This is a genomic window from Amorphoplanes digitatis, assembly GCF_014205335.1.
GTDB classification, from domain to species: Bacteria; Actinomycetota; Actinomycetes; order Mycobacteriales; family Micromonosporaceae; genus Actinoplanes; species Actinoplanes digitatus.
Genome location: NZ_JACHNH010000001.1, coordinates 1,876,786 through 1,891,594, shown reverse-complemented (window position 1 = coordinate 1,891,594; position 14,809 = coordinate 1,876,786). Strand labels below are relative to the sequence as shown.

The 14,809-nt window shown below is 74.8% G+C and carries 15 protein-coding genes; 11 read left to right on the top strand and 4 right to left on the bottom strand.

Going from position 1 to position 14,809, the window contains the following annotated elements; genetic code table 11:
* Positions 1–7: 7 nt before the first annotated feature.
* Positions 8–769, bottom strand: coding sequence for a toast rack family protein (locus tag BJ971_RS08565; protein WP_239087327.1), 762 nt, complete (start codon positions 767–769; stop codon positions 8–10).
* Positions 770–833: 64 nt separating this feature from the next.
* Here BJ971_RS08565 and BJ971_RS08560 point away from each other — a divergent pair, with 64 nt between their 5' ends.
* A complete protein-coding gene (locus tag BJ971_RS08560; protein ID WP_184991396.1) occupies positions 834–1,043 on the top strand; it encodes a hypothetical protein in 210 nt (69 codons plus the stop codon).
* A 1-nt stretch (position 1,044) separates the two neighbouring features.
* Here BJ971_RS08560 and BJ971_RS08555 read toward each other — a convergent pair whose 3' ends face one another.
* On the bottom strand, positions 1,045–1,428 hold the full coding sequence (locus BJ971_RS08555) for a hypothetical protein (RefSeq protein ID WP_184998732.1): 384 nt from the start codon (positions 1,426–1,428) through the stop codon (positions 1,045–1,047).
* 161 nt (positions 1,429–1,589) lie between these two features.
* On the opposite strand from BJ971_RS08555, the gene BJ971_RS08550 reads away from it, so the two are divergent.
* Positions 1,590–1,946: a DUF6401 family natural product biosynthesis protein gene (locus tag BJ971_RS08550; protein WP_184991395.1), complete on the top strand. Its 357-nt coding sequence runs from the start codon at positions 1,590–1,592 to the stop codon at positions 1,944–1,946.
* Positions 1,947–1,980: 34 nt separating this feature from the next.
* Here the strand turns inward: BJ971_RS08550 and BJ971_RS42620 are convergent, their stop codons facing one another.
* Positions 1,981–3,429, bottom strand: coding sequence for a mechanosensitive ion channel family protein (locus BJ971_RS42620; RefSeq protein ID WP_184991394.1), 1,449 nt, complete (start codon positions 3,427–3,429; stop codon positions 1,981–1,983).
* 528 nt (positions 3,430–3,957) lie between these two features.
* On the opposite strand from BJ971_RS42620, the gene BJ971_RS08540 reads away from it, so the two are divergent.
* The 9 genes from BJ971_RS08540 to BJ971_RS08500 all read left to right on the top strand — a co-directional run bounded on the left by BJ971_RS08540 (position 3,958) and on the right by BJ971_RS08500 (position 11,950).
* Complete coding sequence (locus tag BJ971_RS08540; protein ID WP_184991393.1) at positions 3,958–6,096, top strand: ATP-binding SpoIIE family protein phosphatase; 2,139 nt, start codon at positions 3,958–3,960, stop codon at positions 6,094–6,096.
* Positions 6,097–6,137: 41 nt separating this feature from the next.
* Positions 6,138–7,406 (top strand): cation:proton antiporter domain-containing protein, encoded by a 1,269-nt coding sequence (locus tag BJ971_RS08535; protein WP_184991391.1) that lies wholly within the window; start codon positions 6,138–6,140, stop codon positions 7,404–7,406.
* A gap of 154 nt (positions 7,407–7,560) precedes the next feature.
* Positions 7,561–8,343, top strand: a complete 783-nt coding sequence (locus BJ971_RS08530; protein ID WP_221478755.1) for a VOC family protein — start codon at positions 7,561–7,563, stop codon at positions 8,341–8,343.
* A gap of 118 nt (positions 8,344–8,461) precedes the next feature.
* Positions 8,462–8,698 (top strand): hypothetical protein, encoded by a 237-nt coding sequence (locus BJ971_RS08525; RefSeq protein ID WP_023560874.1) that lies wholly within the window; start codon positions 8,462–8,464, stop codon positions 8,696–8,698.
* A 1-nt stretch (position 8,699) separates the two neighbouring features.
* Entirely contained in the window at positions 8,700–9,320 is a 621-nt protein-coding gene (locus tag BJ971_RS08520) for a Clp protease N-terminal domain-containing protein (RefSeq protein ID WP_184991387.1), read from the top strand.
* 61 nt (positions 9,321–9,381) lie between these two features.
* Positions 9,382–9,804: a hypothetical protein gene (locus BJ971_RS08515; protein ID WP_184991385.1), complete on the top strand. Its 423-nt coding sequence runs from the start codon at positions 9,382–9,384 to the stop codon at positions 9,802–9,804.
* A 38-nt stretch (positions 9,805–9,842) separates the two neighbouring features.
* Complete coding sequence (locus tag BJ971_RS08510) at positions 9,843–10,448, top strand: HAD-IA family hydrolase (protein WP_184991383.1); 606 nt, start codon at positions 9,843–9,845, stop codon at positions 10,446–10,448.
* A gap of 56 nt (positions 10,449–10,504) precedes the next feature.
* On the top strand, positions 10,505–10,969 hold the full coding sequence (locus tag BJ971_RS08505) for a MarR family winged helix-turn-helix transcriptional regulator (RefSeq protein WP_184991381.1): 465 nt from the start codon (positions 10,505–10,507) through the stop codon (positions 10,967–10,969).
* A 9-nt stretch (positions 10,970–10,978) separates the two neighbouring features.
* Positions 10,979–11,950, top strand: coding sequence for a pirin family protein (locus BJ971_RS08500; RefSeq protein ID WP_184991379.1), 972 nt, complete (start codon positions 10,979–10,981; stop codon positions 11,948–11,950).
* A gap of 15 nt (positions 11,951–11,965) precedes the next feature.
* Here the strand turns inward: BJ971_RS08500 and BJ971_RS08495 are convergent, their stop codons facing one another.
* The gene (locus BJ971_RS08495) at positions 11,966–14,728 is read right to left on the bottom strand and encodes a helix-turn-helix transcriptional regulator (protein WP_184991377.1); all 2,763 of its coding nucleotides are present in this window, start codon (positions 14,726–14,728) and stop codon (positions 11,966–11,968) included.
* Between the last annotated feature and the right edge of the window lie 81 nt (positions 14,729–14,809).

Sequence of the window (14,809 nt, the reverse complement as noted above, 5' to 3'; positions counted from 1 at the left end):
TCTGTCGTCAGCCCCAGACGGTCACGGTGCCCACCTCGGACTCCACGTCCACCGCGTACCTGTTGCGGGCGGTGAGCCAGCCGGCCGGGGCGACCAGCACCCCCGCCGCCGCCCGCGCCCGCCGGGTCCAGGGCACGGCCACCAGCGCCGCGCCGCCGCGCAGGCGCAGGCCCAGCGGGGTACCCGGCGGAATCGCCACCGCGATCTCGCCGACGCCACCGGTCAGCTTGATCGGGACCGTACCGCGCGGCGGCGGCAGCCGCATGCTCACCAGCCCGGTCCCGGAGCCGAGCTCGACCCGGCGGATCCGCCCGGCGGCCAGATCCAGGTGCTGCTCCCCCGCGCCGGCCGGCAGCCGGATGTCCCAGCGCACGGCCCGGTTGAGCAGGATCTCGACCGTGTCGGGGCCGTCCGCGCCGGTCGGCCGCAGGCCCAGCCGCACCCGGCCGGGCGTGCCGGTGACGGCCGGCGCCAGCCCGGAGTCGGCGGGCGTGCTGATCCGGTACAGCAGCCCCGGCAGGTCCGCGAGGCGCACCTCGACCCGGGACGCGGCGTCCCGGACGACCAGGAAGGCGCCCCTGCGGCCGTGCAGGGCGCCCGCGAGGACGTGTTGCTGCGGGCCGTCCCCGGCCGGCATCTGCCGCGCGCCGAGCGTCGACACCGGAGCGCAACCGGCCAGGGCGCAGCCCGCAAGCAGGCCCGCGACCAGCAGGAACAGGGATCGCGAACCGGCCGTTGAGCGGCGGCTACGTGGCGCAGTGTGCACCACCGGACAACCCGGGATCGGCCGAAAGGGTGACGGCGAAGCATCCAATTCCGGTCAGACTTTCCCAATGCGTTCTGCCGGTTTCCTGTCCGAGCGCCAGCGCGACATCGCCTGGCTGGGCTTCCTGCTCTCCGCCGTCCAGGCCCCGATCGCGGCCCGGCTGATGCACGACGCCTCCTGGCTCTTCGCCGTCGTCGTCGCCGTCCTGGTCGCCACCGTGATCCTGGCGGACGACGCGCAGCGCCGCCGCCCGGAGACCGAGGCGGAGGCGGAGTAGGTCAGCGGGCCTCGTGGCCCTCGCGGCCGTGTGTGCGGCGCCGCTCCTTGAGCTCGGCCTCGTAGAGGTGCCGCCGGCCGCCGGCCAGCTCGCCGCGGACGTCCCGCTCCACGGTGCGGAATTCGTCGTAGTAGCCGTCGTCGAACTCCTCGACGAGCTGGAACGTCCAGTGGCCCGGCACGATGTTGCGGCCGATGAGCTCCCGCTGGATCCGCTGGGCGATCCCGGCGTGCCCGGCCTGCATGAACAGCGACACCGCCTCGTCGAGCTTGAAGTCGGCCTGCCCGGTCAGCTGGTGCACCTCGTACAGGCACCCACGGACCCGCTCGATCACCTCCAGCGCCTCGCTGAGCTTGCCCAGCGCCTCGACCGTCGCGTCACTCATCCCCTCCGGGCGCCGGTGGGCGTCGTCGGGTCCGTCATGGTTCACAACCGCCTCCGTGGTCGCCGGGGTCCGGTTTCCGGCTCCGCGCCGGCCGAAGTTCAACCGTTCTGCACCGGTCGCGGGAACCCGTTGACTACCCCAGGATCCCTAACGTTCCTCCCATGAATGGCCTGTTCAGCGGCGCTGCCGCTCGTGCTGCCCTGCGTTCTGCCCAAGCCTGCCTCGAGGAGCTGATGAGGTCCGTCGGCGATTCCGGCCTCGCGGCCGCGGCGGAGTCACCGGGCCTGCTCGCCACCCTCGACCAGCACATCGCGGGCATCCGCGACAGCCTGTCGTCGGACGTGCGCCCGCTCACGGCCGTCATCCTCGCCGCGTACGCCGAGGGCGTCCGCGACGCCGCCTTCAAGCACGGCTGGGAGCCGCCGCTCGGCCCGGTCGACTGGACCGAGCAGGACTGGGTGCTGCACCGCCTGCTGGCGGTCTGCTCGCTCGCCAGGACGCTGCCCGGCAACCGCTGACGTTCGGGGCCGGCGGCGAAGCCGGCCCCTTCGCTCAGGTCTCGTCGCCGGGCTTCCGGGCCGGGATCACCTGGGTCCTGTCCGCGTCGGCCGATCCACCCTGCCGGGGAATCACCTGGCGTCGCTCCGTCACCGGAATGATCGCCGTCGTATCCGGGTCCGAGGCGATGTCGACGGTGGTGTCGGAGTCGTCCGTCTCTGGCGTCCCGCCCTTGTCGGAGTCGTCCGTTTCCGGCGTCCCGCCCTTGTCGGTGCCGTCCGGATCCTCGGCGGGCCGGGCCGGGCCGCCACCGGTGTCCGCCGTCGCGTCCGGGTCATCGGCGGGTCGCGCCCGGCCGCCACCGACATTCGGCTCGGTGTCCGGCTCGCTGTCCGGCTCCGCCGCCGGGCCGGGCTCGGCCGAGGTGTCCATCGTCAGCCGGGTCGTGGTCTCCGCGCCGGCGGCTTCGGCCACCGGCGGCCGGGGTTCGCCGAATCCCGGTACCGGATGCGGCCGATCGTCCTCGTCGCCGCTGCGCGGCAGGGGGATGACCTGCGTCGCCTCCGCGGCCGCCGCCCGCGCTGCCCGCTGCCGCTCGGCCTCGGCCGCCACGCGCTCCGCCTCCAGCCGGGCGGCCTCGGCCGCCGCGCGCTCCGCCTCCACCCGGGCGGTCTCGGCGAGCGCCGCCTCCCGGGCGATCCGCTCCTGTTCGGCGACGCGCGCCTGCTCGGCCGCCCGCGCCTCCTCCGCCGCCCGCGCCGCCGCGGCCTCCTCGGCCGCCTTCTTCCCGGCGGCCGCCCGGGCCCGCTCGTCGGCGTAGTTGCGGGCGTGTTCGCGGATCGCCGCCGACTCGGCGCCGGCCCGCTCCAGCCAGAGCTCCCACCGCTGCTGCATCGGCCGGATCAGCCCGCCGCCGACGCCGACGATGAGCACGCCCGCGACGGTGGCCAGCACGGCGATGAGGATCGGCTGGGTGACCGCCGTGGCGATCTGCACCTGCTCCAGCGCGGCGATGACGCCGAGCGCCACGATCAGCCAGTACGCCGCCTGCGCCAGCACCCGGCCGTAGGGCAGCCCGCCGAGCACGCTGCCGATGAGGTCGCGGACGGCGCCGCCGATCGCCGCGGCGACCACGATGATGACGATCGACACGAACGCACGGGGCAGCCAGGCGACGAGCGCGGTGAGCAGGTCGCTGACCGCATTCGGTCCCCAGACGCCGAAGGCCAGCTGCAACGCGAAGAGCAGCACGGCGTAGAAGGCGATCTTGGCGCACAGGTCGCTCGGCTCGACCCGGCCGCCCAGTGCCCGGCCGATGGCGCCGCGTTCGACCCCACGGTCGAAGCCGACCCGGCGCAGGGTCTTGCCGACCACCGTGCGCGCGATCCGGGCCAGCACGTAGCCGATGATCAGGATGGCGATGAACGCCAGCGCGATCGGCACGAACAGCAGCACGGAACTCCACATGTCACTCAGCGCATCGCTCAGATCGGGCCCGGTCATCCGCTCTCCTTCAACGCCCGCTACCCGCCCGGCATCGACGCCCGGCCTGTGCTGACCATAGGTCGCCCCGGGCCGTACCGCAGCTCGGCGCGGCGATGTTCTCCGGACCCGGCCGGGCGCGCGGCGGGACAGTCGATCATGGATTCCGGTCCGCGGGCGGCATGACGGCCCTTGTCGAATATGCGACACCCGCGGGCGAATGGGTCCACCGCACCGGCGCTGCGGAGAGTGGTCGCGCGAGAAACCCCGCCTGCGGCGACGGTTCCCGGACGCCTGCCGAAGAGCGGCCGGATCGCCGCAGCTCAGCGACGTGCCCCACGTCGCCCGGGTTCGATGCGGCCGGCCGCAGGACGGGAGCAGGACGAGCGCACCGGGGCCGGATCCCGCGCACCCGGACCACGCATCGTAAGATCTCGCCGGGACGGGTCCCGAGCGACACACCCGGTCCACCTACGCGTACCGGCCATAATCGGACGACCGTATGGTGCCCCCATCGTCCGAACGGCCGAGGCGGGCTACGCTCATCTCATGGTCGGCATGGGGAGCCCTTCAGCGATGACCACGCTGCCCAACCAGACCGGTGCTCCGGCGGCGCCCGCCGTCGACTGCGCCGCACGGGTCCGCGTCCACCCCTGGGCCGCCACCTCGCTGGGGTCGGCCGAGGCGTGGGATCCGGTCGTCCGCGCGACGGTCGACGTGCTCCTCGCCTCCCCCGTGCCGATGGCGCTGGCCTACGGCGACGACCACGTGCTTGTCTACAACGACGCGTACGCGGAGCTGCTCGGCGACCGGCACCCCGCCGCGCTGGGCCGCCCCGGCGCCGAGGTCTTCGGCGAGCAGTGGCAGGCGCCCGGCGTCGGCGGCGTCATCGAGGACGTCTACCGAACCGGCCAGCCGTTCCTCGAGGCCGAGACGCAGGTCGCGGTGGCCCGCGGCAGCGCCGGCCAGGTCGAGCAGGCCTCGTTCACCCGCGGCCACTCGGTGGTCCGCGACGCGCACGGCGCCGTCGTCGGCGTGCTGACCGTCGCGGCCGAGACCACCCAGGTGACCCGCCGGCTGCAGAGCCTCGGCGACCTGACCGCCAAGCTGGCGGCGGCGCTGACCATCGACGACGTCGCGCGCGTCGTCCTGGCCTACGCGATGACCTCGTTCGACGTGGACCACTGCGTCTTCGCCGTCGACGACGGGCCGGCGTTCCGCTACGTGCGGCGCATCCGCGGCGAGATGATGGACGAGGCCGACGAGCGCCTGCCGCCGCTGTGGAAGCGCATCGGCAACGACCCGGCGTCGCCCCTGGTCGCCGCGGCACAGACCGGCCGGCCCCTGTTCCAGCCGGACGGGTCGCCCCTCGCCAAGATCGCTACCGACCGGCACGAGCGCCGCATCCGGGCCCTGGCGGCCATGCCGCTGCGCACCGCCTCGCTGGTCGGCGCCCTCACCATGGGCTACCGCACGGCGCACACGTGGCTGCCGGCCGAGCGCGCGCTGCTCTACGCCGCCGCCGAGCTCGTCGCGCAGGCCGCCGAGCGCGCCCGCCGCTTCGAGGCGCAGCACGGCACGGCCCAGCTCCTCCAGCGCAGCATGCTGCCCGAGCACCTGCCGGAGCTGGAGCGGTTCCGGATCGCGGCCCGCTACGACGTCGGGGTGGACGGCAACGCCGCCGGCGGTGACTTCTACGACGCCTTCGAGCTCACCGACGGCCGCCTGGCGATCGTGCTGGGCGACGTGGCCGGCCACGACGTCCGCGCGGCCGCCGTGATGGGGCAGGTCCGGGCCGCGCTGCGTGCGCTGGCGCTGACCGACCCGGCGCCCGGCACGGTCCTCACCGGGCTGGACCGGCTGGTCACCTCGCTGGGCGCGGAGTCGCGCAACGAGGAGATCTTCGTGACCGTCGTCTACGGCGTGCTCGACCTCGCCGACGGCACGCTCACCGTGGCCAGCGCCGGCCACCCGCCGCCGGTGGTGCGCCGCCCGGGCACCGACGGCGGGCCGGCGACCGCGGAGCTCGTCGGGGTGCCGCCGGGCGCGCCGCTGGGCCTTGGCGGGCAGTGGCACACGGCGTCCCTGCGCCTCGAGCCGGGCGACTCGATCCTGCTGTTCAGCGACGGCGTGGTGGAGCGCCGCCACCGGCCGCTGAGCGAGGGACTCGCGGACCTGGTCGCCGCGGCCGCGGCGGCCAACAGCGGCGACCCGCGCAACCTGTGCTCGCTGGCGACGGCGGCGGTGGCCGGGCGCACCGACGACGACGTGGCCGTGCTGGCCGTGGAGCGGGCGGTGGCGCTGAGCCGCTCGGCGACGATGCTGGTGCCGGCCGAGCCGACGGGCCCGAGCCGGGTACGCCAGTGGATGTCGGCCCGCCTGCGCGAGTGGGCGGTCCCGGAGCCGGTGATCGGCGCCGCGATCCTGTGCACGAGCGAGCTGACCACGAACGCCCTGCTGCACGCGGGCACCCCGGCGCAGGTGCACATCGACCTGAGCGCGGAGCGCCTGCTGGTGTCGGTGGCCGACACGGGTACGCGGGGCAGCGTCACCCGGGCCCGCACCGACACGCTGAGCAGCCGGGGCCGCGGCCTGGGGCTGATCGAGGAGCTGACCGACGCCTGGGGCACCGACCCGACGGTGCGCGGCTCGACGGTCTGGTTCGAGATGCTGATCCCGCCGCGCTGAGCGCGGCATGTTTTGGCCTGTCGCGGGGCAGTTTGAGGACCGTGGAGCTGTCCGATCTTCTGTTCGCCCTGTTCGGCGTCGCGGCCCTGCTGGCCGGCATCCTGCCGCGGGTCCTGGAACGCCGCCCGCTGTCCATGCCGATCGCGTTCCTCGCCCTCGGGATGCTCGTCTTCGCGCTGCCGATCGGGCTGCCGGAGATCGACCCGATCGCCCGGCCGGAGCTGACCCAGCACCTCACCGAGGTGTGCGTGATCGTCGCGCTGATGGGCGCCGGCCTGAAGATCGACCGCCCGCTGGCAGGCCGCCGCTGGTCGTCGACGTGGCGGCTGCTTGCCGTCGCGATGCCGGTCACCATCGCGGCGATGGCGCTGCTCGGCTGGTGGTGGGCCGGGCTGGTGCCGGCGTCGGCGCTGCTGCTCGGCGCGGCCCTCGCGCCGACCGACCCGGTGCTGGCCGCGGAGGTACAGGTCGGCGAGCCGACCGACGAGGAGGACTCCGAGGACGAGGTGCGGTTCGCGCTGACCTCGGAGGCGGGCCTCAACGACGGGCTGGCCCTCCCGTTCGTGTACGCGGCGATCGCGGTGGCCGGCGCCGCCTCGGCACACGGGAGTCCGCTGGCCGAGTGGCTGCTGGTCGACGTGCTCTACAAGGGCGTGGTCGGGGTGGTCGGCGGGCTGGTCATCGGCCGGCTGCTCGGCAAGCTCTTCTTCCGGGCGCCCCGCCACGAGCTGCGCCTGGCCCGGCACGCGGAGGGCTTCCTCGCCCTTGCCGCGACGTTCCTCGCCTACGGGCTGGTCGAGGTGGCGGGCGGGTACGGCTTCCTGGCGGTGTTCATCGCGGCGCGCGCCATCCGCTCGGCGCAGCGCTCGCACGAGTACCACCAGGTGCTGCACGACTTCGCGGAGCAGATCGAGCGGCTGCTGACGGTGTTGCTGCTCCTGCTGCTCGGCGGTGCCGTCGTCGGCGGCCTGCTGGCGCCGCTGACCTGGCCGGCCGCCCTCGCCGGCCTCGCGCTGATCCTCGTGATCCGCCCGGTGGCCGGCTTCCTGTCGCTGCGCGGCGCGCCGGGCCGTACCGCCGAGCACTGGGTGATCGCCGCGTTCGGGATCCGCGGCATTGGTTCGTTTTATTACCTCGCCTATGCGATGAGCCTTGCGACGTTCCCGAACGTGGATGTCATATGGGCGACAGTGGCATTAGTCGTGGTCGTGAGCGTGGTGTTGCACGGCGTTGCGGCCACGCCTGTGATGCGGCTTTTGGATAGGTCCAACGAACGATCCCGGACCCCGGAAGAGCGCCACTCTCAGTAATGATCGCAACTCTGAGTAATGCTTGCCCCGCGAACTCGTAGTTTATTTAGGACATTGAACCCCAGCATGGTGGCAGAGCGTATTCATACCTGTAAGGTGGTCGGCACCTCCCAGGCCGAGATTCCACGATGGAACGACAGGAAAGGTGCGGCCGATGCGAATTCGGGGCTTTGCGCCGGCGACCCCCTGCTGGGTCGAACTGGCGAGTGCGGATCCCGCACGGGCGGCGGAATTCTATGCCGGTCTTTTTGGCTGGGAACCGGCCGGCGACCGTTTCAAACTGGGCGGGCGCGCCGCGGCCGGCCTGACCCGGGCGCGCGCCGACCGGCCGGTCGGCTGGCTCACCTACCTCACCGAGCACAACCTCGAGGCGTCGATCACCCGGGTCCGCGAGGCCGGCGGCCGGCTGGTCACCCCGCCCACCGACGGGCACGGCGGGCGCTCGGCGCTGATCGCCGATCCGGCCGGCGCGCTGCTCGGCCTCTGGGAGACCGGCGACTTCACCGGCGCGCAGGTGGGCGGCGAGCCGGGCACGATGACCTTCCCGGAGCTGCTCACCGACGACGCGGTCGCGGCGGCGGGCTTCTACGGCCGCGCCTTCGGCTGGCTGCTGCGCGACGAGTACGGCAGCGACGGCACCCGGGGCGAGTGGATCACCACCGCGCACGACGCGATGGCCGGCCTCGCGCCGAGCCGGGGCGGCAGCTGGTGGCGCGCGGCCTTCCAGGTCGCGGACTGCGCCGAGACGATCGAGCTGTGCCGCAGCCTCGGCGGCGGCGTCATCGCGGGCCCGACGGACATGGGCTTCGGCAGCTACGCGGAGCTGCTCGACCCGTGGGGCGTGCCGTTCTCGGTGGCGGCGCCGGCGGCCCTGCCGGTCGAGCTCAGCATGTCGTTCACCCCGACGGCGGGCATGGAGATGACGTTCGGGGTGTAGCAGCAGGTCGGATCGAACAACGAAAGGCGCCGGACCGGGTCCGGCGCCTTCTTCGTGCGCGACGGTCGATGTCAACCAGGGTTGACAGATCGGGCCGTGTCAACGTAAGTTGACAGCCATGACCGAAGCAACCGATCTCGCCGCGGCCGCGGGCAGCGCCGACCCCCGGGTCGGCCTGCGCGCGGTGGTGGCGCTGCGCCGCCTCCTGGAGGGCCTCGAGCATCTCCAGGTGGCCAACGCCCGCCGCAAGGGCTGGTCCTGGCAGGAGATCGCGGACGCCCTCGAGGTGACCCGCCAGGGCGTCCACAAGAAGCACGCCGGCCGCGTGCCGATGCAGGACCCACGGGAGGGCTGAGATGTTCGAGCGATTCACCCATGCGGCACGAACCGTCGTCGTACGCGCACAGGAGGAGGCCCGCGACCTGCGGCAGGAACCGATCGGGACGCAGCACGTGCTCCTGTCGCTGCTGGCGGACGCGGACGGCCCGGTGGCCTCGGCGCCGGCCCTGCGGGACCGCCACGTCGACGCCGCCTACGCCCGGGCCGAGATCATTCGCCGCGTCGACGGTGGCGCGACGCCCTACCGGGACGCGCTGGCGGAGGCGGACGCGGAGGACGCGGCGGCCCTCAAGGCGATCGGCATCGACCTGGACGCGGTCCGCCGGGCCATCGAGGAGAACTTCGGCCCCGGCGCGCTGCGCCTGCCGCGGGACACCGCGCCCAAGCGCCGGGGCCTGCTGCGCCGCTTCTACGGCAGCGGGCACACGCCGTTCTCGCCGCGCAGCAAGAAGGTCCTGGAGCTCTCCCTGCGCGAGGCGATCCGCCTCAAGCACAACTTCATCGCGCCGGAGCACCTCATGCTCGGAATCCTGCGCGAGGGTGAGGGCCTGGCCGTGCAGATCCTGACAGAGGCGGGCGTCGACCTCGCCCGGCTGCGCGAGGACGTGACCCGCTCGCTGCGGGACCAGGCGGCCTGATGCCTACTCCGGCGGCCGCCTGGGTATTACCCGCCGACCTGGGCGACCGCTGGAGGGCACGATGAACTACCGCGTCGAGTACAACGGCGACGACATCGATCTACCCACGCTGGATTCCGCGCTCGACAACGCCAAGCGTGCCATCGCCTCGGACCTCGGGACGATCAGCGGGTGGAGCGTCGAGCACGACGAGTCGATCAACGACTGGTTCATTCAGGGCGTGGTCGACGGCGAGGCCGTCGGCTCCACCGCCGTGATCACCGGACCGGAGCCGACGCTCACCGCGCGAAGCTACCCGCGGCACGCGCCGGCGCCGGCCGACGATCACGCCCGCCGGCGGGTCTTCACCGGCGGCACCCCCGCCGACGTGCTCGCCATGGCCGCGAACTGGCTCGCCGGGCGGCCCGAGGTGCGCGCCGTCGACGATCTGGGCTGGCGGACCCGCACCGACGGCTTCGAGCTGCGCCTCTACTACCGCGCCTGACCCAATATCCTCGTCGAACGAGGATATTGGAGGACGACGTGGATCCGAGTTCCATCGCGGCGGTGCTCTTCGACATGGACGGCACCCTTGTCGACTCCGACGCGGCCGTCGAGCGCGCCTGGCGCGCCTGGGCCGCCGAGTTCGACGCCGACCCGGACGCGGTGCTCGCGGTCGCGCACGGCGCGCCGGCCGAGCGCACCGTCCGGCTGACCCTGCCCGGCCTGCCCGAGGGTGAGGTGGCGAGCGTCGCGGCCCGCCAGCTCGAGCTCCAGTACGACGACCTCTCCGACGTCGTGGCCACCCCGGGCGCGCTCGGGCTGCTGGCGAGCCTGCGCCTGCCCTGGGCGGTCGTGACCAGCGCCGACCTGCGGCTGGCCCGGGCCCGGCTGGGCGCGGCCGGCATCGAGGCGCCCGTGCTGGTCACGGTCGAGGACGTCCGGGCCGGCAAGCCGGACCCGGAGGGCTACCTGCGCGCGGCCGAACTGCTCGGCGTCGCGGCGCGGCACTGCCTGGTCGTCGAGGACGCGGAGGTCGGTGTCGCCGCGGGCCGGGCGGCCGGCGCCCGGGTCGCCGCGCTCAAGGGCGTCGACGGCGACCTGCGCATCGAGGACCTCGGCGGGCTGCACCGGCTGCTGGGGCCGTGACGGCCGTTACCGCCGTACCGGTGGTATTTCAGATTTGAAAGAGTTATGGTCGCACCATGACGCGACCGCTCAGCGACAGCCAGCAGCAAGCCTGGCGGGCCTTCGTGGAGAGCAGCTGGGCGCTGCACACCCGCCTGGAGGAGGACCTGCGCGCCACCACCGGGCTGAGCATGGCGGATTTCCACGTCATGGTCGCGCTCTCCGAGGCGCCCGGCCACCGGGTCCGGATGGGCGAGCTCGCCAGCCGGCTTGTCTTCTCGCCGAGCCGGTGCACATACCAGATCACCTCGATGGTCAAGCGCGGCCTGGTCAGCAGGCAGAGCTGTTCCGACGACGGGCGCGGCCAGGAGGCCGTCCTGACCGACGCCGGCATGGCGGCGCTCACCGCCGCCGCGCCGCTGCACCTCGCCACCGTGCGGGAAACGTTCATCGACGACCTCGACGACGCCGAGATCGCCGCCATCACCCGCGTCTTCGGACGCCTGGGTCCGCGACTGCGCTCGCTGCCGGTCACAGCCTGAGGGAGAGAAATGCCCGCGATCACCGTCGACGACGTCCTGGTCCTGCCGCGCCTGCCGCGGCTCGACCCGGCCACCAGCAAGTACCGGCCCGTGCACCGGCTCACCACCGCGCCGTCGGGCTACGAGGGCGAGGGCTTCCCCGTCCGGCGCGCCTTCGCCGGGGTGCCGACCAACGAGCTGGACCCTTTCATCCACCTCGACCAGATGGGCGAGGTCGACTACGCGCCGGGCGAGCCCAAGGGCACCTCGTGGCACCCGCACCGGGGCTTCGAGACCGTCACCTACATGATCGACGGCCAGATGGACCACCAGGACTCCAACGGTGGCGGCGGCTCGATCACCAACGGCGACACCCAGTGGATGACCGCGGGCGGCGGCATCCTGCACATCGAGGCCCCGCCGGAGCAGCTGGTCACCAGCGGCGGACTCTTCCACGGCCTGCAGCTCTGGGTGAACCTGCCCCGGGCGGCGAAGATGATCGCGCCGCGATACCAGGACATCCGCGGCAGGCAGGCGGCGCTGCTGACCACCCCCGACGGCGGCGCCCTGATCCGGGTGATCGCGGGCGAGATCGCCGGGCATGCCGGTCCCGGGTCGACGCACACCCCGATCAACCTCGCACACGTCACGCTCCAGCCGGGCGCCGAGCTCGACCTGCCCTGGCAGCCCGACTACAACGCGCTGGTCTACGTGCTCGCCGGGCGGGGAACGGTCGGGGTGGAGGCACGCCCCATCCAGATCGGCCAGCTCGCCGCGCACGGCGCCGGCGACACCATCCGGGTCGCCGCCGCGAAATCGCAGGACTCGAACGTCCCCGCGATGGAGCTGTTCATCATGGGCGGCCGGCCGATCCGCGAGCCGGTCGCGCAGTACGGCCCGTTCGTGATGAACACCCGCGAGGAGCTCATGCAGGCGTTCGAGGACTACCAGAAGGGCCGCCTGGGCGTCATCCCGGCGGACCGGCTCCCGCACACCGACTGACACCGCGCCGGCGGATCACCCGGGCCGCACCGGCTCGCGCCCGGGTGTCCGGGCCGGCCCGGCGAGTCCGGCACCGACCAGCCGGGCGGCGGCCGCGGCGCGGCGCGTGACGCCGAGCTTGGCGTAGACCCGGCCGACGTGTATCGACACCGTGCCGGGGCTGAGGAAGAGCCGGTGGGCGATCTCCTTGTTGGTCAGCCCCTCGGCGACCAGGGTGACGACCTCGGTCTCCCGCGCGGTCAGCGCGGCCAGCCCACCGTCCTTGGCGCCGTCGCCCACCTCCGACAGGGCGGCGTCCAGCCGCAGCCGGGCCTCGCGGGCGCCGAGCGCGTCGCCCGCACCGGCGAGCAGGTCGGCGGCGAGCCGGGCCGCGTCGGCCGCGGCCTGCGGATCCGTGCCGTGCAGCGCACGCGCCTCGGCCAGCGCCGCGTACCCCCGGATCCGGTGGTCCGGCGTCCCCGCCGCGAGCTGCCGGGCCGACGCGGCGCAGGCCGAGGCGGACGCCGGGAGTCCCCGCTCCGCGCAGGTCAGTGCGGCCAGTTCGAGCCAGCGGACCCGCACCAGCGGATCGCCGCCGGCGGAGTCGAGGGCGCGGCAGAGGCGGTGTGCGGCGCTCGCGTCGTCGCCGAGCAGCCGCCAGGCCCGCAGCGCGGCGCCGCCGCCGACCAGGCGGGAGGCGACCGGGCCGTCCTGCTCGTGTGCCCGCGCCGCGAGCCGCGCCGCCGCGGCGGCGTCACCCTGCCACATCGACGACCAGGCGAGGCAGGCCGTCGCCTCGGCGCGGCACGCCGGGCTGCCGCTGCGCCCGGCGTCCGCGGCCGCCCGGTCCAGGCTCTCGACGGCGCTCGGCAGGTCGCCGCTGAGCAGCCGCGCCCGCCCCGCGATCCCGTGCAGCGTGGCGAGCACGTCGTACCGGTTCGAGCCCCGGGCGAGGGCCAGCATCCGCTCGGCGTGCCGCAGGGCGTCGCCGGCCCGGCCGGCCACCAGCTCGGCCTCGGCCAGCCAGCGGGCGGCCTCCAGCACGGCGACGAGCCGGTCGTCGAGCATGGCGTCGACCAGGTCGGCCGCCTCGTCGAGCAGGGCGCCGGCCGCGGCCGCGTCATCCACGCCGGCGGCGTCCGCCGGGCCGGTCATGCGGCCGGCCAGCACGTGAATCGCCGACGCCGCGACGCGGGGCGCGCCGCCGACGGCCCGGTCGAGGACCTCGGCGGACCAGCGCCGTGCCGCCACGGCGTCGCCGCGCAGCATCGCGCCCGCGGCGAGGGCCCCGGCCAACCCCACTTCCGGTCCGGCCACACCGGACGGCTCGGCCTCGCTGGACGGCTCGGCCGCACCGGACGGCTCAGCCCCGCCGGACGGCTCGGCGTTGACGGACGGCTCGGCGTGGGGGGCGTGCGGTTCCGGGTGCGGGGCGAGCGGTTCCGGGCGCGTCGCCCGGAGTTCGCTGCGCAGCAGCGCGTCGGCCTCGGCGTGCCGGCCCAGCAGCTGCTCGGCACGGGCCGCGAGCACGACCGCCTCGGCGCGGCGCCCGGCATCGGCGGCCGGCAGCTCGGCGAGCAGCCGGTGCAGCCGGGCGCGGCTCTCGTCCGGGCGGCCGGCCAGCCCCAGCGCCCGCGCGCACCGCAGGTTCAAGGCGGCCCGCCGCTCCTCGGTCGCCGGCCCGGCCGGCAGCAGCCGCAGGGCGACGGTGAGCCAGCGTGCCGCGTCGGCGGGTGCCCGGTCGGCCGCGCCGGAGGCGGCCCGGCTCAGCGTCGCGACGGCGTCCTCGTCGCCCGGCGCGGCGCAGCGCTCGAGGTGCCCGGCCCGGTCGGCCGCGGCGGCGCCGCGGTCGCGCAGCGCCGCGGCGGCCCGGCCGTGCGCGGCCAGCCGCCAGCCCGAGGGTGCGGACTCGTAGGCGGCGGCGCGCACCACCTCGTGCCGGAACCGGAACCCGGCGCCGGCGGGTGCCGGGCGCAGCAGGTCGTCCGCGGCGATCCGGTCCAGCGCGCGGTAGACGGCGGCCGGCTCGCACTCCGCGACCGCGGCGATCAGTTCCGGGTCGGCCGGGTCGCCGGCGACCGCGGCGGCCCACACCACCAGGCGCTCGGTCGGCGAGCCGGCGAGCAGCTCCGGCTCGAGGGCGGCCCGGACGCGTTTGGGCACGGCTCCCGGCGTACCGGCCGAGCCGAGCAGGTAGAGCGGGTTGCCCGCGGCCGCCTCGTGCAGCTCGGAGCGCCGGTGCGGCGGCGCCGACGGCAGCAGGGCCGCCGACTCGGCCGGGGTCAGCGGCCGCAGGGCGACCCGCCGCACCACCCCGGCGTCCGTTGCCGTGGCCAGCGCCGCGGCGAGGTCGCCGGTGAGCTGCCGCGGCCGGTGCGCGAGGACGAGCAGCACCGGGCCGAGCGGCGGGTGCCGCAGCAGGCCGGCGAGCAGCCGCGCGGACGCCGGGTCGGCCCGGTGCACGTCGTCGACGATCAGCACGTGGCGCTGCCCGGCCGCCGAGCGCAGCACCTCGGCGAACGGCTCGACCGGCGGTTCGGACTCGGAGATCGGCTGCCAGGACTGCGGGTGCCCGGCCGGCCCGTACCGCCAGGGCAGGACCTGCCATCCGGCGTCGGCCGCGTACCGACCGAAGCGGGCCAGGAGCGTCGACTTGCCCATACCCGGATCGCCCGTGACCTCGGCGACGACCCAGCGAGCGTCGGGCGCGCAACGGGACAGCGCCCGGCGCAGCGCGCCCATCTCGATCTCCCGGATCGCGGTGCGATCGTGCTTCTCGTCGGACCCGTTCCAGGTCATCTGTCCCCCGCCACCGAACGGACCGCCCGGCGCGGTCCGTTGATCACGCTGTCAGGCGGGCAGGGGTACGCACATCCGTAA